General features: G+C 72.2%; 27 protein-coding genes and 1 pseudogene. 19 read left to right on the forward strand and 9 right to left on the reverse strand.

From position 1 onward, the window contains the following. Window positions 1-95: 95 nt before the first annotated feature. Window positions 96-800, reverse strand: coding sequence for a DUF4157 domain-containing protein (locus ABZ027_RS30615; RefSeq protein ID WP_356773886.1), 705 nt, complete (start codon window positions 798-800; stop codon window positions 96-98). Between the two features lie 243 nt (window positions 801-1043). Between ABZ027_RS30615 and ABZ027_RS30620 the strand changes: the two genes are divergently transcribed. The 12 genes from ABZ027_RS30620 to ABZ027_RS30675 all read left to right on the forward strand — a co-directional run bounded on the left by ABZ027_RS30620 (window position 1044) and on the right by ABZ027_RS30675 (window position 15284). Next, complete coding sequence (locus tag ABZ027_RS30620) at window positions 1044-2633, forward strand: phage tail sheath family protein (protein WP_356773888.1); 1590 nt, start codon at window positions 1044-1046, stop codon at window positions 2631-2633. A gap of 51 nt (window positions 2634-2684) precedes the next feature. After that, on the forward strand, window positions 2685-3128 hold the full coding sequence (locus ABZ027_RS30625; protein WP_356773890.1) for a phage tail protein: 444 nt from the start codon (window positions 2685-2687) through the stop codon (window positions 3126-3128). Then, on the forward strand, window positions 3128-3613 hold the full coding sequence (locus ABZ027_RS30630; protein ID WP_356773892.1) for a hypothetical protein: 486 nt from the start codon (window positions 3128-3130) through the stop codon (window positions 3611-3613). Before ABZ027_RS30625 ends, ABZ027_RS30630 begins: the two co-directional genes overlap by 1 nt. After that, entirely contained in the window at window positions 3610-3768 is a 159-nt protein-coding gene (locus ABZ027_RS30635; protein WP_356773893.1) for a DUF6760 family protein, read from the forward strand. The genes ABZ027_RS30630 and ABZ027_RS30635 overlap by 4 nt, the downstream gene beginning before the upstream one ends. Before the next feature lie 3081 nt (window positions 3769-6849). Continuing rightward, the gene (locus ABZ027_RS30640) at window positions 6850-7626 is read left to right on the forward strand and encodes an extensin (RefSeq protein WP_356773895.1); all 777 of its coding nucleotides are present in this window, start codon (window positions 6850-6852) and stop codon (window positions 7624-7626) included. 90 nt (window positions 7627-7716) lie between these two features. Beyond that, entirely contained in the window at window positions 7717-8142 is a 426-nt protein-coding gene (locus tag ABZ027_RS30645; RefSeq protein ID WP_356773897.1) for a phage tail protein, read from the forward strand. Between the two features lie 14 nt (window positions 8143-8156). Continuing rightward, window positions 8157-8882 (forward strand): peptidase M23, encoded by a 726-nt coding sequence (locus tag ABZ027_RS30650; RefSeq protein ID WP_356773899.1) that lies wholly within the window; start codon window positions 8157-8159, stop codon window positions 8880-8882. After that, on the forward strand, window positions 8882-10786 hold the full coding sequence (locus tag ABZ027_RS30655) for a VgrG-related protein (protein WP_356773901.1): 1905 nt from the start codon (window positions 8882-8884) through the stop codon (window positions 10784-10786). Before ABZ027_RS30650 ends, ABZ027_RS30655 begins: the two co-directional genes overlap by 1 nt. 55 nt (window positions 10787-10841) lie before the next feature. Further along, the gene (locus ABZ027_RS30660; protein WP_356773903.1) at window positions 10842-11285 is read left to right on the forward strand and encodes a GPW/gp25 family protein; all 444 of its coding nucleotides are present in this window, start codon (window positions 10842-10844) and stop codon (window positions 11283-11285) included. Continuing rightward, window positions 11285-13258 (forward strand): putative baseplate assembly protein, encoded by a 1974-nt coding sequence (locus ABZ027_RS30665; protein WP_356773905.1) that lies wholly within the window; start codon window positions 11285-11287, stop codon window positions 13256-13258. Before ABZ027_RS30660 ends, ABZ027_RS30665 begins: the two co-directional genes overlap by 1 nt. Continuing rightward, entirely contained in the window at window positions 13255-13812 is a 558-nt protein-coding gene (locus ABZ027_RS30670; RefSeq protein ID WP_356773907.1) for a phage tail protein, read from the forward strand. Before ABZ027_RS30665 ends, ABZ027_RS30670 begins: the two co-directional genes overlap by 4 nt. Next, entirely contained in the window at window positions 13809-15284 is a 1476-nt protein-coding gene (locus ABZ027_RS30675; RefSeq protein ID WP_356773909.1) for a zinc ribbon domain-containing protein, read from the forward strand. The genes ABZ027_RS30670 and ABZ027_RS30675 overlap by 4 nt, the downstream gene beginning before the upstream one ends. 21 nt (window positions 15285-15305) lie before the next feature. Here ABZ027_RS30675 and ABZ027_RS30680 read toward each other — a convergent pair whose 3' ends face one another. Further along, window positions 15306-16103 carry an MBL fold metallo-hydrolase gene (locus tag ABZ027_RS30680; RefSeq protein WP_356773911.1) on the reverse strand — a complete coding sequence of 266 codons (798 nt, stop codon included), beginning with the start codon at window positions 16101-16103 and terminating at the stop codon, window positions 15306-15308. Window positions 16104-16192: 89 nt separating this feature from the next. On the opposite strand from ABZ027_RS30680, the gene ABZ027_RS30685 reads away from it, so the two are divergent. After that, a complete protein-coding gene (locus ABZ027_RS30685) occupies window positions 16193-16921 on the forward strand; it encodes a CGNR zinc finger domain-containing protein (RefSeq protein WP_356773913.1) in 729 nt (242 codons plus the stop codon). Window positions 16922-17060: 139 nt separating this feature from the next. On the opposite strand, the gene ABZ027_RS30690 is transcribed toward ABZ027_RS30685, so the two are convergent. From ABZ027_RS30690 to ABZ027_RS30705, 4 genes are all read right to left on the reverse strand, one after another. After that, on the reverse strand, window positions 17061-17342 hold the full coding sequence (locus tag ABZ027_RS30690) for an SCO5918 family protein (RefSeq protein ID WP_356773915.1): 282 nt from the start codon (window positions 17340-17342) through the stop codon (window positions 17061-17063). Window positions 17343-17734: 392 nt separating this feature from the next. Continuing rightward, window positions 17735-17938, reverse strand: a complete 204-nt coding sequence (locus ABZ027_RS30695; RefSeq protein ID WP_010986199.1) for a cold-shock protein — start codon at window positions 17936-17938, stop codon at window positions 17735-17737. A gap of 266 nt (window positions 17939-18204) precedes the next feature. Next, entirely contained in the window at window positions 18205-18555 is a 351-nt protein-coding gene (locus ABZ027_RS30700; RefSeq protein ID WP_356773917.1) for a MerR family transcriptional regulator, read from the reverse strand. Between the two features lie 140 nt (window positions 18556-18695). Further along, on the reverse strand, window positions 18696-19343 hold the full coding sequence (locus tag ABZ027_RS30705) for a hypothetical protein (protein ID WP_356773919.1): 648 nt from the start codon (window positions 19341-19343) through the stop codon (window positions 18696-18698). Between the two features lie 200 nt (window positions 19344-19543). Here ABZ027_RS30705 and ABZ027_RS30710 point away from each other — a divergent pair, with 200 nt between their 5' ends. After that, complete coding sequence (locus tag ABZ027_RS30710; protein ID WP_356773921.1) at window positions 19544-19918, forward strand: hypothetical protein; 375 nt, start codon at window positions 19544-19546, stop codon at window positions 19916-19918. Window positions 19919-20115: 197 nt separating this feature from the next. After that, a complete protein-coding gene (locus ABZ027_RS30715) occupies window positions 20116-20880 on the forward strand; it encodes a hypothetical protein (protein WP_356773923.1) in 765 nt (254 codons plus the stop codon). Window positions 20881-20949: 69 nt separating this feature from the next. Here the strand turns inward: ABZ027_RS30715 and ABZ027_RS30720 are convergent, their stop codons facing one another. Further along, window positions 20950-21645, reverse strand: coding sequence for a DUF4328 domain-containing protein (locus ABZ027_RS30720; protein WP_356773925.1), 696 nt, complete (start codon window positions 21643-21645; stop codon window positions 20950-20952). Window positions 21646-21813: 168 nt separating this feature from the next. Between ABZ027_RS30720 and ABZ027_RS30725 the strand changes: the two genes are divergently transcribed. The 3 genes and pseudogenes from ABZ027_RS30725 to ABZ027_RS30735 all read left to right on the forward strand — a co-directional run. Further along, window positions 21814-22182, forward strand: coding sequence for a DUF6479 family protein (locus ABZ027_RS30725; protein ID WP_356773927.1), 369 nt, complete (start codon window positions 21814-21816; stop codon window positions 22180-22182). Window positions 22183-22324: 142 nt separating this feature from the next. Next, complete coding sequence (locus ABZ027_RS30730) at window positions 22325-22894, forward strand: hypothetical protein (protein ID WP_356773929.1); 570 nt, start codon at window positions 22325-22327, stop codon at window positions 22892-22894. 209 nt (window positions 22895-23103) lie between these two features. Next, a pseudogene (locus tag ABZ027_RS30735) lies at window positions 23104-23496 on the forward strand (aminopeptidase P family N-terminal domain-containing protein); the annotation flags it as partial. A 125-nt stretch (window positions 23497-23621) separates the two neighbouring features. On the opposite strand, the gene ABZ027_RS30740 reads toward ABZ027_RS30735, so the two are convergent. Next, window positions 23622-24320, reverse strand: a complete 699-nt coding sequence (locus ABZ027_RS30740) for a DUF6445 family protein (protein ID WP_356773985.1) — start codon at window positions 24318-24320, stop codon at window positions 23622-23624. Between the two features lie 205 nt (window positions 24321-24525). Then, window positions 24526-25485, reverse strand: a complete 960-nt coding sequence (locus tag ABZ027_RS30745; protein WP_356773931.1) for a chlorophyllase — start codon at window positions 25483-25485, stop codon at window positions 24526-24528. A gap of 378 nt (window positions 25486-25863) precedes the next feature. Here ABZ027_RS30745 and ABZ027_RS30750 point away from each other — a divergent pair, with 378 nt between their 5' ends. Then, window positions 25864-26571, forward strand: coding sequence for a DUF4142 domain-containing protein (locus tag ABZ027_RS30750; protein ID WP_356773933.1), 708 nt, complete (start codon window positions 25864-25866; stop codon window positions 26569-26571). Window positions 26572-26576: the final 5 nt, after the last annotated feature.

Raw genomic sequence — 26576 nt, forward strand, 5'->3', positions numbered from 1 at the left:
GGGGCAGCGGACCGAGGGGCAGACGTGGGCGCGGAAAGTCACCCACGCGCTGCCCGGAAGTCCCTTTCCCGGGGCCGGCGCCCCCCGGGCGTTGGTCAACCGGACCCGGGGATCCCCAGTTCGGGCGCGGCCCCCTGGGCCAGCCGTCGGCCGTTCGCGGCGGACTGGACCTCGAAGGGGTCGTCGGCGGAGGAGACCTTCGCGCCCGCGCCGTTGTCGGTGCCGGGCACGGGGCCCAGGCTCTGCTGCCGGACGTGGTCGATCTCGTGGTAGATCGTCTCGTCGTCCAACTGCGGGGACGCGGAGACGATGTGCGCGCCGGTGGTGTAGGCGAGGGCGCCGAGCTCCATCGCCGAACGCTGCGCGACCGGACCGCTGTGCACCCGTACATGGCCCAGGTTCATGCCGTAGGCCTGCTCCGCCGTCGCCCGGATGCGCGCGTCCAGCGGACGCCAGGGCGACGCGACGGCGTCGTCCACCGACGGACTCCGCTGCACGCTCGGCTCCCCGGCGGCAGGCTGCGGGTCCGTGGACTGCTGGACGGCGGGCGACTGCGGGGCCGTGGACTGCTCTGCGGCCGTGGACTGCGGTGCCGTGGACTGCTGGACGGTGGGCGAGGGCGCGTGTCCGCACCCGGGGGCGTGCTCGTGCCGTTCCTGTTCGATGGCGCGGGCCACGGCCGCGTTCCCGGCCATGCGCTGCAGGGCCAGCAACCGATGCGCGGGCCCGTTCGGCGTGCTCGCCCGGCGGGACTGGTCCTGGCCACCGGTCTGCTGGGCCCGTGTTCCGTGTGCGCGCACGACGCTCCCTTCGACACCGGACGACTGGCCATCCAGCTCTACCGGACCGACCCGGAGGGCCGAAACGTCCTCCGGGGCAACCTCGCGGGCAGCGGGCCCACCCCGACGGGCCGAAGGCCGCGCAGAAGTGCCCTTGAGGGCAGGAGCGTTGCCCCCGATCCGGCACCCGTGGCCGTTTCGGCCGACGCGCTTCGCGCGTGAGGTGAGAGGCGACCTGACTCGTACCCCGAGGAGAGCACAGTTATGCCGTCCTACCTGTCGCCCGGCGTATACGTCGAGGAGGTGGCCAGCGGCTCCCGCCCGATCGAGGGGGTGGGCACCTCGGTGGCGGCCTTCGTCGGGCTCGCCCCGACCGGCCCTCTGAACGAGCCGACCCTGGTGACCAACTGGACGCAGTACGTGGCGGCCTTCGGTGACTTCACCGACGGGTACTACCTCGCCCACTCCGTCTACGGCTTCTTCAACAACGGCGGTTCCGCGGCGTACGTCGTCCGGGTGGGCGGTTCCGCGGCGGGCGCCTCCGGCGACTCGGCCGCGCCGGCCGCGGTGTCCGGTTCGGCCGCCCCGGCCGCGCTGCCCGCCGGTGAGCCCAAGCAGCTCGGTACGTTCGCCGTGACCGCCAACGCGACCGGCCAGAACGGCAACCCGCTGAGCGTGGAGGTCGCCGACCCGGAGGGCGAGGGCCCGGCCGAGCGGTTCAAGCTGATCGTCAAGGACGGTGACAGGCCGGTCGAGACGTTCGACGTGACGGCCAAGAAGGGCAACCGCAACTACGTCGTCACGCAGGTCAAGGAGCGCTCCAAGCTCATCACCGTGGCGGAGGCCGCGCCGGCCGCGCAGCTGGCCCGCCCGGACAACCAGACGATCGCGCTGGCCGCGCCGCCCGCCGCCCCGGCCGGTGTCGAGGAGCCGCCCGCGCAGTCCGTGGGCCCGGCGCAGTACCTCGGCGACAGCGCCGACCGCACCGGCTTCGGCGGCCTGGAGGCGGTCGACGAGATCTCCATGGTCGCGGTGCCCGACCTGATGGCCGCCTACCAGCGCGGCGCGATCGACCTCGAGGCGGTCAAGGCCGTGCAGCTCGGCCTGATCGCGCACTGCGAGCTGATGGGCGACCGGGTCGCCATCATCGACCCGCCGCCGAGCATGAACGCCCGTCAGATCCGGGTCTGGCGCCAGGAGACGGCCGGCTACGACTCCAAGTACGCGGCCCTGTACTACCCCTGGATCAAGTCCTTCGACCCGGCCACCGGCCAGGCCCGGCTGGTCCCGCCGAGCGGCCACGTGGCCGGCGTGTGGGCCCGCAACGACTCCGAGCGCGGCGTGCACAAGGCCCCGGCGAACGAGGTCGTCCGCGGCGCGGTCGACCTGGAGATCCAGATCACCCGGGGCGAGCAGGACCTGCTCAACCCGATCGGCGTCAACTGCATCCGCGCCTTCCCCGGCCGCGGCATCCGGATCTGGGGTGCCCGCACCCTGTCCTCCGACCCGGCCTGGCGCTACCTGAACGTCCGCCGGTACTTCAACTACCTGGAGGAGTCGATCCTGATCGGCACCCAGTGGGTGGTGTTCGAGCCGAACGACCACGCCCTGTGGGCCCGGATCCGGCGCAACGTCTCGGCGTTCCTGGTCAACGAGTGGCGCGCGGGCGCCCTGTTCGGCGCCAAGCCCGAGGACGCCTTCTACGTCAAGTGCGACGAGGAGTCCAACCCGCCGGAGTCGGTCGACGTCGGCCGGGTGGTGTGCGAGATCGGCATCGCGCCGGTCAAGCCCGCCGAGTTCGTGATCTTCCGGCTGGCCCAGTTCTCCAGCGGCAACGGGGAGCTGGAGGAGTAGCCGCGCCTCCGCTTCCGCACACCGAGTCAACTCCCTTAGAAGGACTAACAGATGAGTCTCCAGCCGGGTGACGCCCTCACTTCGCACAATTTCGGGCTGCAGATCGACGGCGTGATGGTCGAGTACCTCGCCGAGGTCAGCGGCCTCAGCCTGGAACAGGACGTCATCGAGTACCAGCAGGTCTCCGCGCAGGGCAAGCCCGTCACCAAGAAGCTGCCCGGCGTGAAGAAGGCCGGTACCTGCACGGTCGTACGCGGTATGACGCAGTCCGCGGCGTTCAACACCTGGATCACCGAGTCGATCAACGGTGTGATGGGCAGCGCCCGCAAGAACGCCACGATCATGGTGATGGACTACCAGAACAACCCGGTCAAGCGGTACAACATGCGCAACGCCTGGTGCAGCAAGATCGACACCAGCACGGTGAAGGCCGGTGAGGCCTCGGCGCTGACCGAGACCGTGACGATCACGTTCGAAGAACTGGTCATCGAGTAATGCGGCGCACCGCTGTCCGGGCGGCGGCGGGCGGGGAGCAGGTCGCTCCGGCGCCCGCCGCCGCGCCCGCCCCGGCGCCCGTTTCCGCTCCCGCGCCCACGGCACCGGCGTACCGCCTGCAGACGGAGTTCCCCTTCGAGCTGCCCCGCGGCTACGTCGACGAGGCGGGCACGGTCCACCGGGACGGTGTGATGCGGCTGGCGACGGCACGGGACGAACTCGTGCCGTTGCGGGACATCCGCGTCCAGGAGAACCCCGCGTACCTGTCGGTGGTGCTGCTGGGCCGGGTCATCGCCCGCCTGGGCACGCTGCCGATGGTGCACGACGGGATCGTGGAGAACATGTTCGCCTCCGACCTGGCGTTCCTCCAGGACTTCTACCGCCAGATCAACGCCGAGGGCCACACCCGCGCCTCGGTGGAGTGCCCGCACTGCGCGGAGCCCTTCGAGGTGGAACTCGGCGGGAGCCGCCTGGGGGAATCGTGACGTACGCGACCGACCGGCTGCACGAGGAGATCGCGTACGTCGCCTTCCACTTCCACTGGAGCCAGGACGAGATCCTGGACCTGGAACACCACGACCGGCGCCGCTACGCCGACCGCATCGCGTCCCTGGTGACGCGGGGCGGGGCGGAGGGCTGAGCCATGGGGCTTCTGGACCGATTCCGGGGCCGGGGGGCGAGTGCCCGTCCGGGGGTGAGTCCGGGCTCCGGCCCGCTGGTGTCCGCCGGCACGGAGGGGGCTGGGCGGGGCGAGGCCGAGGGCGGTTTCGCGCCGACTGGTCCCACGGCTGCCGACGCGGTGCGACCGCGCCCGGCCGCCTGGCCCTCCCTGCCGCCCATCCAACGGTCGGCCCGGGGCACGTCGGGTGTGGCCGACCCCGACTTCGGCAACCGCCTGGCCACCTGGCGCAACCCCTCCTTCGGCGACCCGCGCCCGCATGTCGTCCTGAACACGGCACCGAACGGGTTGACGGGCAACCGACTGTCCGCACCGGCGCTGCCCGCGGAACGGGCGCGGCCTGCGCAACTGGCGGCGGCTGCGGGGTCGGTTGGTTCTGCGGGGGCGGAGGGCTCCGCCGGTTCGACGGCAGGGGGTCCGGTTGGCTTTGCGGGGGCCGGGGGCTCTGCCGTCGGTTCTACGAGTGCTGGGGGCCCTGCGGGGCTTACGGGTGCTGTCGGTGCTGCGGGTTCCGCGGGACGTGGAGTCCAGCGGGTCCACGGCCGAGTAGATGCCGGTTCCGCGGGCGCCGAGGGTTCTGGCGGTTTCACCGGCGCCGCGGGTTCTGCCGGTTCCGCGGGCGCCGCGGGTTCTGCCGGTTCCGCGGGCGCCGCGGGTTCTGCCGGTTCCGCGGGCGCCGCGGGTTCTGCCGGTCGGGCCGGCCCCCCGGGTCCTGCGGGGTCGGTGGAACAGCCCGTCCCCGTCCAGCCGGTGACCGCACCGCCGCCACCGGCCGACCCGGCTCCTCCCATGCAACGGCGGGGTATCCGCGTACTCCCGACCCCCTCGACACCCCCGACACCGCCCCGCCCGACCACGGCACCTGCTTCGCTGACCAGGTCGACCACGCCTCCGGTACAGCGGCGCACGCTGCCCGCCCGGATACCGGGCACGCCCGCGCCTTCCGGGGCCTCCACGGACGGCAGCTCAGAAACGGGCGGCGGGGACACCGGTGGCGGCGGGACGGCCACCGGCAAGGAGCCCGCTCGGGGCAGCGTCCCACTGCCGGATGCCGGTCGCCTGCCCACGCCGGACGACCCCGCCCGGGAGTACGACACCGGAGCAGCGGCCGCCCAACGGACACCGCCTGTGCGACCCGGCATGACAGGTGACTCGCCCGACGCGTCGGATGCCGTGCAGCGGTCGGTGAACGCCGGGGAGACCTCCACGACTGCGCCCACCGCACCCAAGTCGGCTCCTTCGGCGGCCGGTTCGGTCCCGAGCGTTCAGCGGAGCGCCGCGTCCACCGCCTCCCCCGCGTCGCCGCGTCGCGCGGGCCTGGGTGCGCCGACACCACGGGCGGATGTGCCGACGCCTTACGGGGCCAGCGAGGCGTTGTTTCACGTGAAACAACGCCCCTCGTCCCCGCCGACCGGTCAACCGGCGGTCCCGCAGACCTCACCATCCACCGAGCGGGCGGTCACCAGGTCCGCCGGACCCAGCACGCCGTACACCCCGCCAGGCACACCTCCGGCCCCGCCCACCGCCCCGCAGACCCGGCCCTCCATTCAGCGATCCACACCCCCGGCCCCGCAGCCCGCCACCTCCACCGGGCCAGCGTCACAAGGGACTTCACCTACTTCACCGACGGCGCAAGAGGCCACGCCCGCGTCCGCAGGCACCCCGACCGACCCACAGGCGACCGCCCCCGCCTCACACGGCACACCTACGACCACGCCCTCCGCCCCTCGATCCACACCCCCGGCCCCGCAGACCTCCCGCTCCACCGGGCCCGCACCACAAAAAACCACGCCCGCACATCGGGGCACGGTCTCCGCGCAGCGATCCACCGCGCCTACCACGCACCGGACTTCGTCCGCGCCGCAGACGGCCGCACCTGCCTCCCCGGGCACGCCGACCGCTCCGCCGAAGGCCGCGGTGCCCCCCGCGCCCACGCACACCGCGCAGCGATCCACCGCACCGGCGCCGCAGGGGACATCACCCGCGCCACAACCAGCCGCGCCCGCACCCCAAGGCGCGCCAACCGCCCCGCAGAGCCAGACCCTCGCCGCACCCCGCACGTCAACGACCACACCGTCCGCAGCGACCGCACCCTCCGCCCAGCGATCCACCGCGCCTGCCCCGCCCGGGACTTCACCCAGCCCACGACGTTCCGCAGCCGCCCCCCAGGGCGCCACGTCCACCTCGCTGAGCCCCTCGGCCACCGCACCCGGCACGCCACCGCCCGCACAGGCCACGCCCTCCGTCCAGCGGGCCACCTCGTCGGCGCGGCAAGCCTCCCCCTCGTCCGAGCGACCCCCCGTGGACGCCCCGCAGGGAAGTTGGCCGGTCCCCCAGTCCACCCCCGCCCCCGCCACCGAGCCGTCCGACGCGCCCACACTGCAAAGAACGTCGCCCGGCATGCACCGCACGCCTCCGGGCCCACCCCCCGCGCCCCACACCCCCCGAGCCACGTCAGCCGTACACCCGGCCACGCCGTCCATCCCGCAGCCGACGCCGCCCGCCGGGCAGGCCACCGGATCCGTCCCGCACGAGGCACCGCTCACCCGACAGACCATCTCGCCCGCCCCGCACGGGACTTCATCCACTCCGCGAACCACACCGCCGACCACATCGCACGTACAACGAGCCACCTCATCACCCCCGCGACCCACGCCATCCACCGAGCAGGCCACCGCACCCACGCCGCAACGGACATCGTCCGCACACGCAGGCGCGACGCCAGGCACGCCCGTTCAAGCCCCGCCGTCCGTTGAGGCATCGCCCCCGGCGTCCGGGCCCCCGCCCACCGGACCCGGCGCCACGACACAGAGCCCACGGATCCCACGAGATCCACGGGACGCACGGCCACTCCCCCCGGTACAGCGCACCTCCGCCCTGGGCGCCCCCCTTCCGCACACCACCCCCGCCCCGCCGCGAACCCGTACCGCACCGGCCGTCCGCCACGCCCCCGCGTCAGCCGCTCGTCCCCCGCTCGGCGCCCCTCTCTCCTCCCGCCCCGTCGACGCGACGCCGCTCGGCAGGACGGGAACGGTGCCCGCCGTGCAGCGCACCGCCGCCACCCGCCCGGCAGGCGCGCGGAGTTCGGGACCCGCGACCCCGTCTCTCCCCACCGCGCTCACGCCCCCTCGCGCCGCCGCCCCGCTCCCGCCGCGCGCCCAGTCACCGTCCGCACCCGAAGGCCACCCCGTGCCCACGCCCTTCCCCTTCACCACCCCGGCGGCCCTCACCGCCCCCACCGTCCCCTCCGCCGCTACCAGCACCACCCCGACCCCCATGAAGCCCACCCCGCAGACCCCGCCCCACCCACCAACAGCCCTCACCGCCCCCACCATCCAGCGCCGCCCGACCCCAACCCCCGTACCGCTGCGTCGTACCGCACCCGGCGCCGAACCCCGGCCCGTCGTCCGCCCCCAGCACGCGTCGGCGCAGAGCACCACCCCCTCGGCGAGCCCCCAGCCCACCGCCCCCACAACGCAGGCGGCCCCAGCCATCCAGCGCACCCCCCAGAGGCCCCCCGCCACCCCGAGCCCCGCCCTCACGGCACCCCCGCCCGCCACCCCTCCGCCCCCGTACTCACCTTCCGGCAGCCCGCCCCCCTACTCCGAGGGCGCGCCTCCGCCGGCCTACAGCCCGGGCCCGACGCCGCCGCCCTCGTACTCGGCGGTCCCCAAGGACGCCTTCGACCCCCGTGCCCTGACCGACTTCCAGCTCGACGAGCTCACGCACCGTCTGACCGGCCGCATCACCCGGCTCCTGCGCACCGAACTACGCCTCGACCGGGAACGCATCGGCAGACTCCGCGACCCCCGCAGCTGACCCGCACCACACCACCCACCACCGGCAACCCTCACCGCAGCGCAGCGCACCACCCCGTAAAACCCGCCCGCCCCCAGAAAGGCCCCCGCGATGTCCCGCGATCTCGACCCGGGCTCCACCATCTTCTTCACCCTGACCATCGACGGCGAGAGCCTCGGTTACTTCAACGGGTGTGAGGGGCTGGCCTCCCAGGTGGAGGTCGAGCACCGGCAGGAGGGCGGCAACAACGGCTTCGTCTGGCAACTCCCCTCCCGTGTCACCTTCTCCACCATCCGGCTGACCCGTCCGCTCACCCCGGACACCACCAAGGTCGCCAAGTGGATCTCCTCGGTCACCACCGGCGTCACCCGCCCCACCGCCCAGATCGCCGCGCTGCGCGCGGACGGTTCGGAGGTGGCCCGGTGGGGCCTGATCGACGTGCTGCCGGTCAGCTGGAAGGGACCGTCTCTGGATCCCGCCAGTCCGGGGGTCGCGACCGAGGTCCTGGAGATCGCCCACCACGGGTTCACGGACTGACGGGAGCAACGACCATGGCCAAGGGAAACAAGGGCGGTGCGGGCAAGAGCCTGGTCCGCGCCACCCTCGCGATCCACGAACCGCCGGTGGGGACGAGCACCAAGCCGGGCGGACTGATCAAGTCGTTCGCGCTCGACTTCAACCCGTCGCAGCTGTCGCTGTCACGCCGCTCCCAGTGGAAGGCGACGCCGACACCGGCCGTACGGGACGGCGCCACACCGGAGTTCATGGGGCCCGAGCCGCGCGAGATGACCGTCGAGATCTTCCTGGACTCCTCCGACGAGCCGAGCAGCAACAGCGTGCTCAAGAAGGTGGAGTCGCTGCTGGAGTGCTGCGAGGTGACCACCAAGAGCATCGCGGCCAAGCAGCCCTCCCCGCCCTGGGTGGTCTTCCAGTGGGGCTCCTTCTCCACGGCCCGGTTCACCGCCTACGTCAGCAGCGTCGAGGCCACGTACTCCCTGTTCGGGACGACCGGGGTGCCGATCCGCGCCACCTGTCAGGTGAACCTGCACGAGATCCCCAGCAAGACCAAGGGACAGAACCCGACCTCCGGCGCGCTGACCGCCCAGCGGGTGCACCGGGTGGTGGCCGGCGACTCCCTGCAGTCCCTCGCGTGGCGCGAGTACGGCGAGGCGTCCGCCTGGCGGTCGATCGCCGAGGCCAACGGCATCGACGACCCGAGCAGGCTGCCCACCGGCATCGAACTCGTCCTGCCCGCCGCCGAGGAGGTGCGGTTCTGATGGTGCAGTCCGCCTACTCCAGCGTCATCCAGGTCACCCTCGGCGGCCGTCCACTGCCCCCGGACTTCGCCCCGCTGCTGGTGGACGGCTGGGTCGACCAGGGGCTCGGAGTCCCGGCCGCGTTCCGGCTCACCTTCCGCGACCCCTACCGGCTGGTCCTCGGCAAACTCGACGTGACGTTCGGCACGCCGGTGGTGATCACCCCCATCGCCGACGGCAAGGGCGGATCCGACCCGCTGCTGACGGGCGAGGTGAGCGGCCTGGAGGCCGACTACGACGGCACCGGCTCCTTCACCGTCATCCGCGGCTACGACCACGGGCACCGGCTGATGCGGCAGCGCCGGGTGGCCGCCTACCGCAACCAGAGCGCCTCCGACATCGCCCGGAAGCTGGCCGCCCAGGACGGCGTCCCGATCGGGCGGATCCAGTCGACGAAGACGGTGTACGAGTTCATCAGCCAGGCCAACGTGACCGACTGGGACTTCCTGGCCCGCCTCGCCGACGAGAACGAGATGGTCATGTCGATCGACGCGAAGGGGAAGTTCCAGTTCGTGAAGCCGGACCCGGCGTCCGGCGCCCCGGCGGTCAGCACGCCCGGCGACAAAAGCCCGTTCGTCCTGGAGGCCGGCACCGACATCCTGCGACTGCGGGCCTCGGTGACCGCCGCCGAGCAGGTCAACACCGTCGAGACCCGCGGCTGGGACGTGACGACGAAGAAGAAGCTCACCGCGACCGCGCCCGCCACATCCAACCCCGGCATCAGCATCGGCACCACGCCCGGCGAGGCGGCGGCGAAGTTCAAACCGGCCAAGCTCGTCGACCCGCAGACGCCGTACGACCGGCAGTCGGAGGTGAAGTTCGCCGCCGAGGCGCTCGCCGACGACGTCACCGGCTCGTTCGCCGAGCTGGAGGTCATCGCGCGCGGCACACCCAAGCTGCGGCCCGGCCTGCCGGTCACCCTCGCCGACGTCGGCCCGCCCTTCGAGGGCAAGTACACGGCGACCTCCGTACGGCACGTCTTCGGCGACGGCAAGCACTACGAGGCCTGGGTCACCGTCAGCGGACGGCAGTGGCGTTCGCTGTACGGGCTGTCCTCCGGTGGCGGCGGCACCGGAAACGGCCTGCGGCTGCCCGGCACCGCCAACGCCCTGGTCACCGACGTCCGGGACCCCCTCAAGCAGGGGCGCGTGAAGCTCCAGTTCCCCTGGCTCGACGACGCCTACGTCAGCGACTGGACGCGGGTCGTGCAGTGGGGCGGCAAGCGCGGCGGCTCGATCTTCCCCCTCGACGTCGGCGACGAGGTGCTGGTCGGCTTCGACCGGGGCGCCCTGGACCACCCGTACGTCATCGGCGGCCTCTACAACGGCAAGGACAAGCCGACCCCCGTCAAGGACGTGCCCCTGCACGACGGCGCCCGGCAGCGCGCCTCCCGGCACACCCTGTCCGACCGCGACGGCAACCGCCTGGACCTGCTCAGCCAGCGCACCGGCGGCAAGCAGGGCGTACGGCTGACCAGCGGCGACGACAAACTCGTCATCAACCTGGACCGGGCGCAGACCGAGATCACCGTCGACAGCAAGGGCTCGGTCAGCATCAAGGGCAGCCGTTCGGTGTCCATCGAGGCCGGCACGGACCTCTCGCTGAGCGCACGGCGGAACCTGACCATCAAGAGCGGCGGGATGCTCACCATGCAGGGCCGCGGCATCGTCAACCTCAAGTCGCTGGGCGGCGCGGTGACGGTGGACGCGATGGGCGCCCTCAACCTCAAGGCGGTGGGCGCCACGATGATCACTTCCGGTGGCACCCTCCAGGTCAACTCCATCGCGAACGTCGGCATTCGCGCCGCCACGCTGCTGCTGCAGGGCGTGGTGCTGGTCAACAACAAGCCGTATCCGCTGCCGTGACGGCGAAGCGGGCGGTCGACAGACGTCGTGAGAGAGAAAGGCGGGTGGCCCTCTGATGGCCGAGCAGTTCGTCGGATCCGGATGGGCGTTCCCGTTGCGCATCGGGCCCACCGGGGGCATCGCCCTGGTCAGCGGGGAGCGGGAGATCGAGGAGGCGATCCGGCTGGTGCTGGCGACCGCGCCGGGCGAGCGGCCGATGCGCCCGGAGTTCGGCTGCGCCATCCACGACCTGGTGTTCGCGCCGGTCAACGAGGCCACCGCGGGCCGCATCCAGCACGAGGTGTACGCCAGTCTCGACCGCTGGGAGCCGCGGATCGAGGTCAATGACGTCGAGGTCAGCGCCGGCGCCGAGCAGGGCGTGCTGTTCATCGACGTCCGCTACTCGATCCGCGGCACGAACAACCCGCGCAGTCTCGTCTTCCCCTTCTATGTCATCCCCTCCCACGAGGAGCCGGGCTCGTCCGACGGCCCCGGCAACTCCCCTGAAAGCGACCGCTGATGGCCCTGCCCTCCCCCAACCTCGACGACCGTCGTTTCCAGCAGTTCGTCGACGACGCCAAGCGCTACATCCAGCAGCGCGCCCCGGAGTGGACCGACCACAACGTCTCCGACCCGGGCGTGACCCTGGTCGAGACGGTGGCCCACATGGCAGACCAGATCGTCTACCGGCTCAACCGCGTCCCGGACAAGAACCATCTCGCGTTCCTGGACCTGGTCGGCATCCGTCTCTTCCCGCCCTCGGCGGCCCGTACGGACGTCACGTTCTGGCTGTCGGCCCCGCAGGAGGAGCCGGTACTGCTGCCGGTGGGGACGGAGGTGGCGACGGTCCGCACGGAGAGCGAGGAGGCGGTCGTCTTCGCCACCGAACGCGAACTGGCCGTCGTGCCGTGCTCGTTGACGTATCTGGTGGTCCAGCTCAAGGGTGAGGCGGTGGTCGACCGCACCACGGACCTCGTCGAGGGCAAGGACCTGCTGTGCTTCGCCGAGTCACCCCGGGTCGGTGACTGCATGCTGCTCGGACTGAGCTCCGCCGTCCCGCACTGCGCCCTCGCCCTGGAGCTGGACAGCAGGGTGGACGGCGTCGGCGTCGACCCGCGACAGCCGCCGCTGGTGTGGGAGGCGTGGACGGAGGACGGCTGGCAGGCCTGCGAGGTGGACCGCGACGGCACCGGCGGCCTCAACCGGCCCGGCGAGGTGGTCCTGCACATCCCCGGCGGCCACGTCCTGTCCCGCTCCGGCGGCCAGGAGGCGGGCTGGCTGCGCTGCCGCGTCACCGAACCGCTGCCGGCCCAGCCCTTCTACACCACCTCCCCGACGGTCCGCTCGGCGGAGGCCTTCACCATCGGCGGCACCGCGCCCGCCGTGCACGCCGAGACGGTGTACGACGAGGCCCTCGGCGAGTCGACGGGACTGCCAGGACAGCGGCTGCGGCTGGCTCACGCGCCGGTCGTGGGGGACGACCCGCCGCTGCTCCTGCAGACAGCCGAACACGACGGCTGGACGGACTGGCAGGTCGTCCCGCACTTCGCCGCCTCCGGCCCGCACGACCGTCACCTCACCCTCGACGCCGCCACCGGCGAGATCGCGTTCGGCCCGTCCGTACGCGAACCCGACGGCACCCTGCGCCAGTACGGCGCCGTCGCCCCCAAGGGCGCGGTGATCCGCGCCCGCCGCTACCGCACCGGCGGCGGCCGCGCGGGCAACGTGGCCCGGGGCGCCGTGCAGGTGCTGCGCACCTCCGTGCCGTACGTCTCGGAGGTCGTCAACCGGGAGGCCGCGCGGGGCGGGGTCGACGGCGAGACCGTGGACGAGGCGAAGGTCCGCGCGCCCATCACGCTGCGCGCCCAGGAGCGGGCGGTGACCCTGCGCGACTACGAGGAGCTGGCCCGCCGTGCCGCACCGGAGACCGCGCGGATCACCTGCCTGGAGGGCCAGGAGGGCGAGCACGGGGCGTACGCGGTACGGGTGTTGGTGGTGCCGCAGGCCGTTCCCGACCCGGGCGGCCGACTGCGTTTCGAGCAACTCGTGCCCGGTGACGCCCTGTTGGAGCGCATCACCCGGCACCTGGACGAACGCCGCCTGATCGGAACGAGGTTGGCGGTCGGACCGCCCTACTACCAGGGGGTCACCGTCGTCGCCACCGTGCACGCGTTCCGCGGCGTCGACACCGACCGGGTGCGCCGCCAGGCCCACGACGCCCTCTACCGCCACCTCGACCCGCTGACCGGCGGCGCGGACGGGCGGGGCTGGCCGTTCGGCCGGCCGGTGCAGTCCGGTGAGGTCTTCGCGGTACTGCAACGGGTGCCGGGAGTGGAGCTGGTCGACCAGGTCACCCTGCACCCCGCGGACCCCCTCACCGGCAAACGCGGCGACGCGACCGACCGTATCGACCTGGACGCGCCGGCGCTGGTGTTCTCCTACGACCACCGCGTCCGGGTGATCGGGGACGGGTCCGAGGGGGCCGGCCGATGAGGGGGTCCGTCGACGGGCTCGGCTCGTCCGCGCCGATCGGGATGATGCTGCCCGCGGTGTTCGCCGACGACGACCTCGCGCAGCGTTTCGTCGCCGGGCTGGACGAGGTGATCGCGCCGATCCTGAACGTCCTCGACTGTCTGCCCGCCTACTTCGACCCGGCCCTGGCGCCGGTCGACTTCACCCGCTGGCTGTCCGGCTGGGTCGGCGCCGAGACCGACGGCACCGAACCGGAGCCGAGGCTGCGGGCCGCCGTCGCCGCCGCCGCGTACCTGCACCGGGTCCGGGGCACCCGGCGGGGCCTCGCGGAGGCGGTACGGCTCGCGTTCGGCGTGGAACCGGAGATCTCCGAGAGCGGCGGTGCCGCCTGGAGCGCCCGCCCGCTCGGCCCGGTCCCCGGCGCGCCCCGCCCCCACCTGCACGTCACCGTCCGGCTGCCCGACCCGGGCCCGGCCGACGAACACCGCCTGGACGCCCTCGTGGCGGCCGCCCGCCCCGCTCATATGCCGTACACGGTCAAGGTGACCGCCGCCGAAAGGATTCCGGAGAGATGACCACCCAGAACTGCGCCGAGTGCGGCACCAGAGCAGAACCGGGCCAGTCGTTCTGCGACGCGTGCGGCGCCGTACTGAGCTGGACGGACCGGGGACGGACCCGTACGGCGGAACGGTCCGGCGAGCGGGCCGGAGGGGTCGCTGCGGGAGCCGGTACGAACGACGGTGCGGGCGCCGGCGCCGGGGCGGTCGGCACGGCCACGGTGAGCGGGGGCCCCACCACGTCCGGTGACCGCCCGTCGCGCGACGACCGCCCGGCTCCGGCCGACGTCCCCGACCCCGCCGGAACGACGGACGCCTGGTCCGCCCACGGCGCGTCGCAGGACGCCAGGGACACGGGACGCACGGCCCCGGACCGCACGGACACGGACCGTACGAGCGACGACCCCCTGAGCGCGGGACACACCCACCCATCAAGCACCCCGCACTCGGACCCAGACTTCGCCCCCGCCCCCACCCGGCAGCCCGCGCCCCCCACCCCGTACTCCCCCCACCCCGCAGCCGACGACACGGCACCCACCGAACCCGTCCCCACGCCCGCGCCCCCGGCCTCCCCCGCGCTCGGGGACACCATGGCCGCCCGCGCACGTTCCCTGCTCGTCCCCGTGGCCGATCCGGAAGCCCAGCATCCGGCGCCGCGGCCCGTCGCGCCGGTGCTGCCGGGCCGTCCGGTGGCGGACCGGCCGCAGGTGCGGGCTCCCGGGCCCGAGCAAGGAGCCGAGAACGGGCCGCCCTGCCCGTGGTGCGCGACCCCCAACCGGCCCGGCCGGCACTACTGTGCCCGCTGTGCGATGCCGATGACCGGGGACGACCGCGCACCGGAACGCCACCGCCCGTGGTGGCGCCGCCTGTTCGGCTTCGGCAACGGCGAGATCCCGTGGGCCGGAGACCGCCCCCGGCTGCGGCGGACCTTCGACCGCGTGGTCACCTGGGTCACGGCCGCGATGGTCCTCGCCCTCCTGATCACCGCCGCGATCTACACCCCGGACGCCGTCCAGGGCACCCGGGACCACTTCGCCAAGCGCGCCCCGATCCCCCCGGACCGGGTCGCAGCGTCGCGTTCCTACCCGCAGCACAAGCCCGAACTGGCCTTCGACATGCTCAACAACACCTGGTGGGGCCCGGGCGTAGCGGGGTCGGCGGAGGGCGAGTGGATCGAGGCCGGCTTCGACGAGCCGACCCGGCTGCTGGACGTGATCATCACCTCGGGTGTCTCCACCCGCCCCGAGGACCGCACCAAGGCGGCGCTGCCGCACCGCCTCACGGCGACCATCACCACGAAGGACGGCAGTACGACGACCCGCAAGCTCACCCTGGACCAGTCATCGGGCGGGCAGCGCCGCGCGTTCCGCGTCGGTGAGGTCACCAAGGTCCGCTTCACGATCGATTCGGCCTTCAAGACCTCCGGCAGCAAGCAGGTGTCCATCGCCGAGATCGAGTTCTTCGGCCGGTCGAGCGCGAACTCGTCCTGAACCGTGGTGTGCCGGGGCCGCTCAGTCGAGCTGCAGACGGTCGGCCAGTCCGGCGGCGGTGAACGCGGCCACCAGGTCGTCGCGCCCCTCGGTGAAGTGGGCCCAGCTGTCAATGTGCGCGGGGACGACCCGGCGGGCGCCCAGGATCCGCGCGGCCTCGGCGGCTCCGGCACTGTCGAGGACGACCGGCGCACCGTTGAAGAGAACCGGGAGGCGGGGTGCCCCGGCGAAGAGTACGGCGGTGTCCACGGGCCCGAAACGCTCAGCGATCCGCTCGACCAGGATGAGCGAGGCGTTGTCGCCGCTGACGTAGACCGTGGGCAGGTCGGCGGAGGTCAGCACGAAACCGATCACCTCGCCGCTGACCTCCTCCACGCCCTCGACACCGTCCGGTCCGTGCAGGGCGGGCGCCCCGGTCACGGTCACGGTGCCACCGTCAGGACGGCGCAGTTCCACCGACTCCCAGGGCGCGAGCCCTTGCGCGGTGCCGCCGAGGCGGGGCGCGCCACTGGGGGTGGTGAGGGTGACGGGTACGTCGGCGAGGAAGGCCCGGCCGGAGTGGTCCAGGTTGTCTGCGTGCTCGTCGTGCGAGAGCAGCACCGCGTCCACGGGGCCGAGGTCGGCGGGGGCGACGGATGCGGACGCGGTCTTGGTCAGGGTCGGCCGGCCCGGCTTCGGATAGTCGCCCGGGTCGTCGAAGGTGGGGTCGGTGAGTATGCGCAGTCCGCCGTATTCGATGAGGGCGGTCGGCCCGCCGAAGACACGGACGGGGATCTGCTCGGCGGACGCGCGGGCGGCGGCAGGGGTCGGTAAGGACACGAGAGGACTCCTCACGGATGAAAAGTGTTCTATCCGTGAGAGACGGTAGCCGTTTCTCACGGATGAACGCAAGACGTACCATGAGAACTATGAGAGAGACCGTGACCGGGTCGTCGGGGCGGGCGGCGGCACCGAAGTCGACCGCCACGTCACCATCGGCCTCACCGGAAGACTCGTCGGCCTCACCGGAGGACTCGTCGACCTCGCGGGCCGAATCGTCGGCCGCGGCCCCGGAGGCGGTTGTCCCGCCCGCCCCCGGGGCCGAGCAGTACGCCGCGCTCGACTTCGCGAACAGCGTGATCGCCCTGCCCGGCGGTCAGTCTCTGGACTTTCTCGATACGCCCGCCGCGACGAATCAGTGGCTGACGGCCCGCGGTCTCGCCCCGGTGGACGCCGGCATCCAGGAGATGTGCGCGGCCCGGTCCCGGGCTCTGCGGGAGCAGATCCGGGCGCTGTTCGCCTCCCGGGTCGACGGCCTGCCCGCTCCCGTCGGCGCCCTCGCCGCTCTCAACGACGCGCTGACCAAGGCCCCCGCGGCCTCCCTGCTGCGCTGGGATCCCGAGCGGGGTCTGTACCGGGCCCCCTCCCATCCCACGACACAGATCGTCGACCACGCCCTGGCGAGCCTGGCCGCGGACGCCGCCGACCTGCTGACCGGCCCGGACGCCGAGCGTCTCACGGCCTGCGGATCACCCCCCTGCAACCGCTTCCTGCTTCGGCACGGCCGCCGCCACTGGTGTTCCACCCGCTGCGGTGACCGCGCCCGCGCCGCCCGCGCCTACGCCCGCCGGACCAGCACCGGCACCAGCACGAACTGACCGCGACCATCACACTGGCCGGCCGCCCACCGACGCGGCCCGGGACCCGTACCCCGACGCCGACGCGACGACGCCGACCCGTCAGCCTGAGGGCCGGCGGATCGGCGTCGGAACGCTGCGCGGAGAGTGGGGGGGGCGGTCAGCCGAGGGTCGGGAAGGACTCCGAGCGCGGCGCGGGGGTCTCCAGGGGCGCCGTGTGGCAGGTGAAGCCCAGGCGGGTGAGCGCCCTGGTGACCTCGAAGGCGGTGAAGTCGCGGCGGTCCTGGCGGGTGATGATCTCGCCCACCTGCTTGACCGGGAACACCTTTCGCCCGATGGCCACGCAGGCCCCGGTGGCGGCCTCCGGTCGGACGCCCTCCATCTGTGTCTCCACCTCGGACTTGGTCAGGTCGAAGGGGTAACGGGCGATCACACAGCGCATGAGTACCTCACCAAGGGTCGAGGGAAGGGCGGGGGATGCCTTCGGGGCCGGTGTCGGTCAGTTGTTCGGCCGGAGCGGTGCCCGGCCGTGACCGTGGTCCGCGGACGATGGTCAGCGGGGCTGTGGTACGCGGACCGGAATCAGCGAGGGCTGGGGTCCGCGGTGGGCAGGTCGGCGGGGGCCGTGGTCAGCACGGCTGTCCAGGACGCCCGGGCGCGAATTCGCGAGGGTCGATCACGGGGGACACGCCCGGCAGCACGGCGCGGGCGGCGCGCCAATTCGGGGACCTGGGTCGGTCCGGCTCGGTTTTCCGGCGAAAGGGGAAACAAACGGGGCCCGCACCCAAGGTGCGGGCCCCGTTTCGCCGAAGCGCGCGAGCGATCGCGGATAAATCAGGCAGGGACGATGTTCTCGGCCTGCGGGCCCTTCTGGCCCTGCGTGACGTCGAACGTCACCTTCTGACCTTCCTGCAGCTCACGGAAGCCCTGGGTGGCGATGTTCGAGTAGTGAGCGAAAACGTCGGCGCCGCCGCCGTCCTGCTCGATGAAGCCGAAGCCCTTTTCCGCGTTGAACCACTTCACGGTACCGGTGGCCATGTCATATCTCCTGAAGGCAGTGCTTGGGGACCCGCACTGCGCGGGCCTCCTCATCGCTGCGATGATCACCTGCCCGGAAAAACCGGCAGCAAAATGGCAACCACACTTGCAACTGAGGCCGAGCCTAGCACGGGAGGCCCCGAAACAAATCGGAAGGCAAGAGCGAAGTAATGCGTCCGAGTTATATGCGCTAAAAGCCTGCCGGGATTCACCGAGGAATTCTTTTCCACCGCGGCCCGCAATCCTGCTCCGGCGGTGTCAGGTTTTCACTCGCCGCGCGTCCCTGCTCCGGAGACCCACGCCGGGCCGCGCAGCTCCTCGTTGTCCCGCAGAGCGTCCTCCAGCCGGTCCTCCAGACCGATGATGCGGCAGGCGGCCTCGACGGGCGTGCCCTGGTCGACCAGCTCCCGGGCTCTGCCTGCCAGCCGCAGCTGGTGTCGCGAGTAACGGCGGTGACCGCCGTCCGACCTGGACGGGGCGATCAGCCCGGCCTCACCCAGTGCCCGCAGGAAACCGGGCGTGGCACCGATCAGCTCGGCCGCCCGGCCCATGGTGTACGCGGGGTAGTGGTCGTCGTCGAGCGGGTCGCCGGCGGGCGGCTGCTCTTGTGGGGGCATGTGCGCCTTCCCGCGGGCCGCCGGAGCGCGCCCGCCACAGGGGCTGGTTCCTGCTCCAGAACTTTAGTCGCCCGGGTGGAATCCCTGCTGTGGCGAACACAGATATTCAATTGGATGTTCCGCTGCCGTACCCGTCCCGCTCAGGGATCGACGACGAGCGCCCGGCGCGGGCCGGACGCGGTGCCGAGCAGGCCGTCGTCCGGGCGTTCGGCCGTGACGGACCGCCATCCCCAGGACCGCAGCGCCTCCAGGGTCGTGGTGTCGCCCCGGTCGACCAGGAAGACGCCGAGCGCGCCGTCGTGGTCGCTGAGCAGGCGTTTCTGCAGGCGCCGGGCGAGGTTCCAGTCACGGTCCTGGTCATGGGCCCGCACCCGGTACGGCACCAAAATCCCGGAGACCGCGAAGAGCCCGCCGGAGGCGGCCAGCCGGAGCAGGGGCCGGGGGAGGCATCCGTCCAGGCCCCGCCACCAGGGTCCGTCGACCCGTACCGGAAAGCCGTACGCGCACCCCGTCAGCACGGACATCTCGTCGCGGACGACGGTCTCCGCGATCAGCAGCGCGAACCCGGGCTGCCGTACGTCGACCGCCAGCCGCCGCAGGAAGGCGGCGCGGGACCTGGCCCACTGCCCCGGCTCGACGCCCGAGGTGTCCGCGTACAGATCACCGAGTTCCCGCCAACGGTCCTCGACCTGACGTCGGCTCAGTGGGCGGACCCGTTCCCCTTCGAGGGGCGAGGGGCATCGGCGCCGGCGCTGCGGCGGGGTGCGAGGCGGCACGTTCAAGGTCATCGCCCGAGCCCTGCCCCGGGCGCGGAGGGGCCCGGCCCGGCATCGTGATCCGCCGAGAACGGCACCACGGGAGGGGCGCACGAGAAGCCCTCGGCCCTTTCACGGTACTCCCGCCCGCACACCCCCCGCCCGGCCCGGAAACACCCAGGCGTACGGTGGACATAACGGGCATGCGGCGAAACCGGAAACAGGTGACCGTGATGCACACGAGGCCCGACAGTTCTCCCGGCACGCAGCGCGCGCCGACGGCGCCGCCCGTCTCCACCCCCGTACGCACCGAAGCGGACGCGCACTTCGCCGCGGGCATGTCACCACCCGAGGACGAGGGCCTCGCCGAGGTCCGCATCATCGCGGAGGACCCCGTCGTCACCCAGCGCGTCGCGCTGCTGCTCCGCCACGGCTTCCACTGCGACGAACCACGCAGCTACCCGGCGGGCCCGGACGGCCAGGGCACCCTGCTCCACCTGACGGTCGACACCCGCCAGCCCCCCGACGATCCACCCACCGCCGCCGACCCCTGGCTGATCAGCAGCCGCTCCCAGGCCTCCCGCACCCACCCGGACGAGCCCTGCTGACCGCCCAGTCCGGCCGGCCGAGCGGGGTCAGTCGCCCTGCCCGGCCGGGCAGCCTGTGGTGATCCCCCGGAATTCCCGGTGCGAGGCAGGGGCGGAAAGTCTGCCCGGGAGGACCTTCAGGGGTGGGCCGGATGCGGCTAGAGAGGAGCGGATGGCGGGCCCGGCGTCGGGGGCTGCCCCCAGGAAAGGTGTTGCTCTTGCGTGCCCACAAGTCCGAGCAGTCGTCGCAGGTCCAGGGGGCGCGGTCCCGGCAGGGCGGGGCCGTGGGGCGGACGCCCGCCCTGCTGGAGCTCCAGCGCAGCGCGGGGAACGCCGCCGTGAACCGGCTGCTGGGGGCCGCGGACGGTGGCCGGGCTGTCGTGCAGCGGGCACCCCTGACCACGGAACGGCCGCTCGTCGAGTCCGCGGAGGGCCTGGCCTCGTCGCAGCCCATGCGGTTCCTGGAGCAGATCTTCGACGGGCTGCGGGTGGACGACTTCCGCTTCCGCCGGGGCGAGCAGGGCAACCTCGGGCTGAACATGATCTCGGAGTGGGTCACGGTGCCGCTGGACAGCGGGGGCAGCCTGGCCGTGCACCTCAACTGCATGGTGCGCGCCTCGCAGTTGCAGAGCGGGGCCATCCGGCTGCACGTCGCCCAGTTCCACCTCACGGCCCGGTCGACCAGTACCCAGCGGACCATCGACACCCACGGGCCGTCCGCGGCGACGGCCGGTGCGAGCATCCACATCAACACCTCCACCCAGTGGGGGCGCCCCGACAACATCAAGGCCCTGGCTGCCGAGGTCGCCGCCAACGGTGGCGAAACGGTGCTGATCCAGGGCCTGACCCGGACCACGGGCTACTCGCACCCCTATGTGAAGTGGCTGGTGGGCCACTTCAAGGAGCGGGTGCTGCACGCCGTCCAACTCCGTCTCGGTGGCGGGGTGGAGCTCTCCTGGAGCGGCGACGCGACGTTCTCGTAGGGCGGGCGAACGGGGCGGGGGGCGGGGCGGCCGTCGTCGGAACGGCCCTCGGCCGGTCAGCCGACGCCCCTACGCCGCACCCGTACCCGCACCAGCACCCACGCCCGCCATCCGCTCAAGCTGCGCCGCTGTGACCGCGCGGACCATGAAGACCGCCGCCACGGCCGCGGCCACGATCGCCGCGTCGGCGGCCAGGAGCATCCCTACGTCGGTGTAGGCGCGGGCGATGATCTCGTCCGTGGTGTCCTCGGACAGGACGCCGACGCCGCCGACCAGGCCGATCAGCCACAGGCCCCACCACCAGTTCACCGAGCTCGGCAGCCGCCTGCCGGGCGCGCCGGCGCGGTGGATGTCGACGATGAGACCGCGCGGTATCCAGAGGTTGGCTATCGGCAGGATCCAGCCCAGGTACATCCAGATCCAGGAGTAGCGGGCCGGTTCGCCGGACAGGGCGCGGGCGTTGTCCCGTACCCGCCACAGCCAGGACAGGAACAGCAGCGCGCAGAGCACGACGGTGGCGCCGCCCAGGGTGTTGACGACGTGGTACGCGTTCTCCAGCGAGGTCAGCTCCCGGTGGTTGCCGTTGCCCTGGTCCGGAGGCCCGGACGCCGGCTGTCCCGCCACCGCGAGGCGGGTCTCCCACACCGCCCGGGCCAGCCAGGCGACGCCGGTGAGGCCGAGGGCGGCGATGGCACAGCGGGCCGTCCACAGGACGGGCCGCAGGTCGGAGGGAGAGCTGGCGGACTGCGGTATTTGATCGTTCACCCGGGCAATCATGAAGGCGACGGGCACATGCGGGCCATCACGAAACAGCTCCGCGATTGTCACAGCCATGCCATACGGTCCGAAGGCGGCACCCGGCACCCGTCCCCGTGATCAAGCCCGGAACAACCCAGACCTCACAAACTTGCCACTTTCGTCCATAATCGACATATGGGTACATCGACGTTTGTAGTGGCGGCCACGTCGACCGAAGTACTCAACGTGATCGCCGCCTTCGCAGGTGGGCTGTTCATCGCCGGCGCACTGGTGTGTGCCGTGGTGTTCGGCATGCGGATCCGGGACCGGGAACTGCCGCGGCCCCGCCCGGAGGATCAGCCGCACCTTCCCACGACCGGCCCGATCCGTGAGATACGGGAGATACGTGAGCCGGACGAAGTGCCGATGTCCGAGGAGCGGGAACGGCTCATGCCGTACCAGCTCCACACCTCCGGAACCCGGCGAGGCAAGGACCAGGCCCGAAAGCGCTGGCTGCCGGGCTCCAGCGGCTCCTTCGGCAGCGGCGGCATCGGTCACACCTGAGGCCTGCCCCGGCTGGAGCAGGGGGTTCCCGGCCGAAGAGGGGCCACCGCCGTGAGGGCTGAGCCATGTGGGCGCACCCGGCATGCGCCCGTACGCACTCGGACCTTCACTGGACGGGACACATCACACCCCGGGAGGCGAGATGGCCGGTACCCGTGCGCGCCGGACGAAGAGCGCGGCGCCGGCGGCGATCCCGACCGCCGCCCTGACCGGTCTGGCCCTGACCGGCCTGGGCCTGGTCGCGCTGACCGGCCTCACCGGCTGCTCCGGCGACGACAGTGCGTCGAGCACGGTCAGCGAGGCCGAGTCGGCCGCCCGGTCGGTCGGCAGGGAGGCGACCGCCGCCGCGTCCTCGCTCGCCTCGGAGGCGTCGGAGGCCTCATCGGCGCTGGCCTCGGCGACGGCGGAGGTGGGCCGGAAGCTCGACGACATCAAGGGCGGCGCGGACGCGAAGGGCTCCGTCGGACTGGGCGAGCCGACCACCGCCGACGACCGCACGACGGTGCAGGTCATCGCGGCGAACTCCACCGACTCCACCAGGTCCTTCGCGGTCCAGGTCGACTTCACCGACCAGTCCGGCAAACTGCTCGACGCGGTCGTGGTGACCGTCTCCGACGTCCCGGCCGGCGACTCCGGCAAGGCGACCGCCCGCAGCAACCGCCAGCTGACCGGCGAGGTGCGGACGGAGGTGGCGCGGGCGGTGCGGTACTGACCGGCAGACCGCCGAAGGGGACCGCGGACCGAAAGCGCGGCACACCTCGACGACGAATCGACTCCAGCGGCAGGCGGCGAGCGAGCCAGGACAGCGAGCCAGGACAGCCAGGCAGAACGATGACTGAGACACCAAAAGGCCCGACATCAAAAGGCCCGGCACCGAAGGGTCCGGCACGGAAGCGTCCGACAGAGGACTACGCCGCCCGCATGGACCGCGCAGCCCGGTATGCGGCGACCGTCGGTCTGTCCGGGCTCCTCGTGACCCCCGGCCCCGACATGGTCTGGCTCTGCGGCCACCGCCCGACCGCGCACACCGAACGCCTCACCCTCCTCGTGCTCACCCCGGGCTCCGCCCCCCGCCTGCTGGTCCCCGCGTCGGAGCGCCCGGACGCGGAGGCGTCACCCGGGGCAGGTGCCCTGCGTATCTCCGTGTGGACGGACGACCAGGACCCGTACGCCGTGGCGGCCGGGCTGCTGCGTCCGCACGGCCGTTACGGTGTCAGCGACTCCACCTGGGCGCTGCACCTGCTGGGCCTCCAGGAGGCGCTGCCGCTGACCACGTACCGCCCGCTGACCGTCGCGCTGCCGATGCTGCGGGCCGCTTCGGCGTCCCCATCAAGGACGTCGTGACGCGTCCGCGTACGCGGACTGGCGGGCGCCACCTGAACGCGACACCGCACGAGATGGCGATCGTGAACTGACGCCGCCGCTCCGGCCGTCCAGAATCAGGCCATCCAGAAGAAGACGGCCGTCATCCGCTTCTCCGCCAACGTGCGCCCGAAGTAACCCGTCGCGCTGTGCACGAGGTTGGCGTTGTAGAGGAGCAGACGGTTGTACCGGTGAGGCACGCGTACGTCCTCCTCGAAGGCGTCGGGCGCGACGAACCGCGTACCGAGCGCGTCGACGAGGTTGTTGTGCGGGGCCTGCACGACATTGCCGCCGAGCCGCCCGCCGGGCAAGGACTGCCGGTAGAAACTGGTCCCGCAGTCCTTGGGCACACCGGGGTTGAGATAGAGCACCGCGGCGTACCGGCACAGCGACCGCGAGTCGGTGTGCGGGCGGGGCGTGCTCTCCCCCTCCCCCACCACCTGCACGCAGTTGTGGTTGAGGGTGCCCCCGCCGGGCGCTTTCTGCACCCAGAGCTCCTTGGCCCCGGTCGCCTCCCTCACCACCCGCTCCACCCGCGCGAGTTGCCCCTGCTCGAGCCCCGGCATCGCCCGTAGCCCCGGCCACGCCTCCGGCTTGTGCGGATAGCCCTCGACCCAGTCGTCCTTGCCGAGGCAGCCTTCCCGCACGGCGTCGACGTCCGGCAGCACGTCGTCGATCACCCAGTAGTCGCGGCCCTTGGTGGGCTTGCGGTAGGGGAGTACGGGGAGGGCCGCGGCGGCCCTCCCGGGCCGCGAGGACCGATGTGGCATGGACATGCTCATGGACATGCGGCGAATCTAGGCCCGGGGCCCGTCACGAGTCTCCCGCGTTTGCCTCCGCAGTCTCCCGCGAAGTGGTCAATGTTCGGTCAACCGAGAGGAGAGGCAACGCAAGAGGCGACAGGAGAGACAAGAGGAGAGGGGGCCGGAAAGGAGACGTCCACCTCCGAAGTGGTGCCCGCGCACGTCCACTTGGACTCGATTACTTGGACTCGATCCGCCCGAGCGGGTCGGGGCTCGCCGCCAGCTCGGCGCGCGCCGTCTGCCAGGCCGTGTCCCCGGGGTAGAGCTCGCTGCGCAGGTAGGCCCAGGTCAGGCGCTGGATCACGGAGACGCGCTCGGGGTTCTCGTCGGTGGTCTCGGCGACGTCGTATCCGGAGACCCCGCCCAGCCCGTGCTCCGCGTCGAAGAGGGTGAGCAGGGACTTGGGGCCCGGGGCCAGGTGGTACGGGTCGGCGTGCCAGTCCGGGCCCCGCACCGTCAGGTGGCCGGAGGTGTCCTTGTCGCCGGCGACCACCAGCGTGGGCGTCGCCATCGCGGAGAAGTCCGTGGTCAGGAAGAAGGGCCAGTTCTCGGCCGTGGACTCGGTGAGGGCGTCACCGCCCCGGCCGGGCGCCGCCAGCAGGACACCCGCCTTGATCCGGAGCTCGGCCAGGTTCACCTCCGATCCGTCGTCCGGATCGGTGAGCCGGGCGCCCAGCAGCAGGCTCGCGGTGTGTCCGCCCATCGAGTGCCCGGCCACGGCGACCCTGTCCCGGTCCAGGCGCCCGAGGAGCTGCGGGACGGCGGCCTCGATGGCGTCGAGGCCGTCCAGGACGCGCGTCATGTCCTCGGCTCGGGATCGCCAGTACAGCGGTGCCCCGGGAGTGTCGGGATCCAGGCGCAGCGTCCGCGAACTCAGATGGGTGGGCTGGATCACGACGAAGCCGTGCGCCGCCCAGAAGTTGGCGAGGGGGGCGTAGCCGTTCAGCGAGGAGAGGTGGTTGGAGTAACCCTGACCGTGCGAGAGGAGGATGACCGGCAGGTCGGTCCCGGTCATGGGCGCGGAGACCCGCACCTCCAGGTCCACGGCCCGGCCGGGAGCCGGCAGCACCACCGGGCTGACCGAGAGGACGGGAGCGGGCGAGCCGAACATGTCGGCCGTGTACGTCGATTCACTCATGAGGTGACTTCCGTTGAAGGACCTCTGCCGCGTACTGCCGGGCCTTCGGGCCGACGAGCTCGGGCGAGGCGGTCAGGAGCGTCCGGCTTCAGGCAGACTGAAGCGGAGCAACGTTCCATTTACGATACGGAACGCCGTTCCGCTTTGTCAACGGTCATCGAAAGACCCTGGCCACGGCAGCCGCACGCAGCTAAGGGAAGCGGGAAGTCCCCGGCATCGGCCGCGACTTCCCCCTCGCCCCCACTCACACCCCGAGCAATTTTTTTGCCAACCCGTTGAACTTCCGGGGCACCCTCATCCGTACTCCTGTGCGTCAGGCCCGCCGACCGGCGGGCACCCGGCCGGGCAGGAGGCACCGTGGGTATTTCGCGGAACGCAATGGGAACTCTCTTCGTGGGTGGTGCTCTCACGTTGACCCTGGCAGCGCTCGCCTATCCCTCGATGCTCGGCCTTGACACCGTCTCCAGCTCCCAGGACAGAGTCATCTCCCAGACCCAATGGGGGCCGTTGACGGAGGGGGACCGGGACTTCGTGGTCAAGGTGCGCGCCGCCGGACTGTGGGAGTACCCGGTGGGGCAGATCGGCGTGGGCAAGGGAACGGCGAAGGAGGTCATCACCGCCTCCAACCACCTGATCGACGGTCACGCCGCGCTGGACACCACCTGTCGCAAGATCGCGCCCATGCTCAACATCACCCTGCCCAACGTGGCCAGTCCACAACAGGTGGGCTTCGTCAACCAGTTGACCGCGGACCCCAAGGGCACGCAGTTCGACTCCGACTTCGCCAACATCCTTCGGGTGACGCACGGTTCGATCTTCAACACGATCGCGAAGATCCGGTCCACCACGAAGAACAGCCTGGTGCGGCAGCTGGCCGACCAGGCCAACGCCACCGTCCTGGACCACATCACGGTCATGGAGAACACCGGCATGGTCAACTTCGACCAGGCCCTCTTCACCCAGACCACCCCGCCGAAGCTGCCCTCGGACCAGCTCACCCCGCCCGCGGCGCGGCCCGGCGAACCGATGGTCGTCCTCACCCCGCCGCCGACCGCCACGACGACCCCGCCGACCATCAGGCAGTAGCCGGC

The sequence above is a fragment of the Streptomyces sp. NPDC006332 genome, assembly GCF_040612855.1.
In the GTDB taxonomy this organism is placed as follows: Bacteria; Actinomycetota; Actinomycetes; order Streptomycetales; family Streptomycetaceae; genus Streptomyces.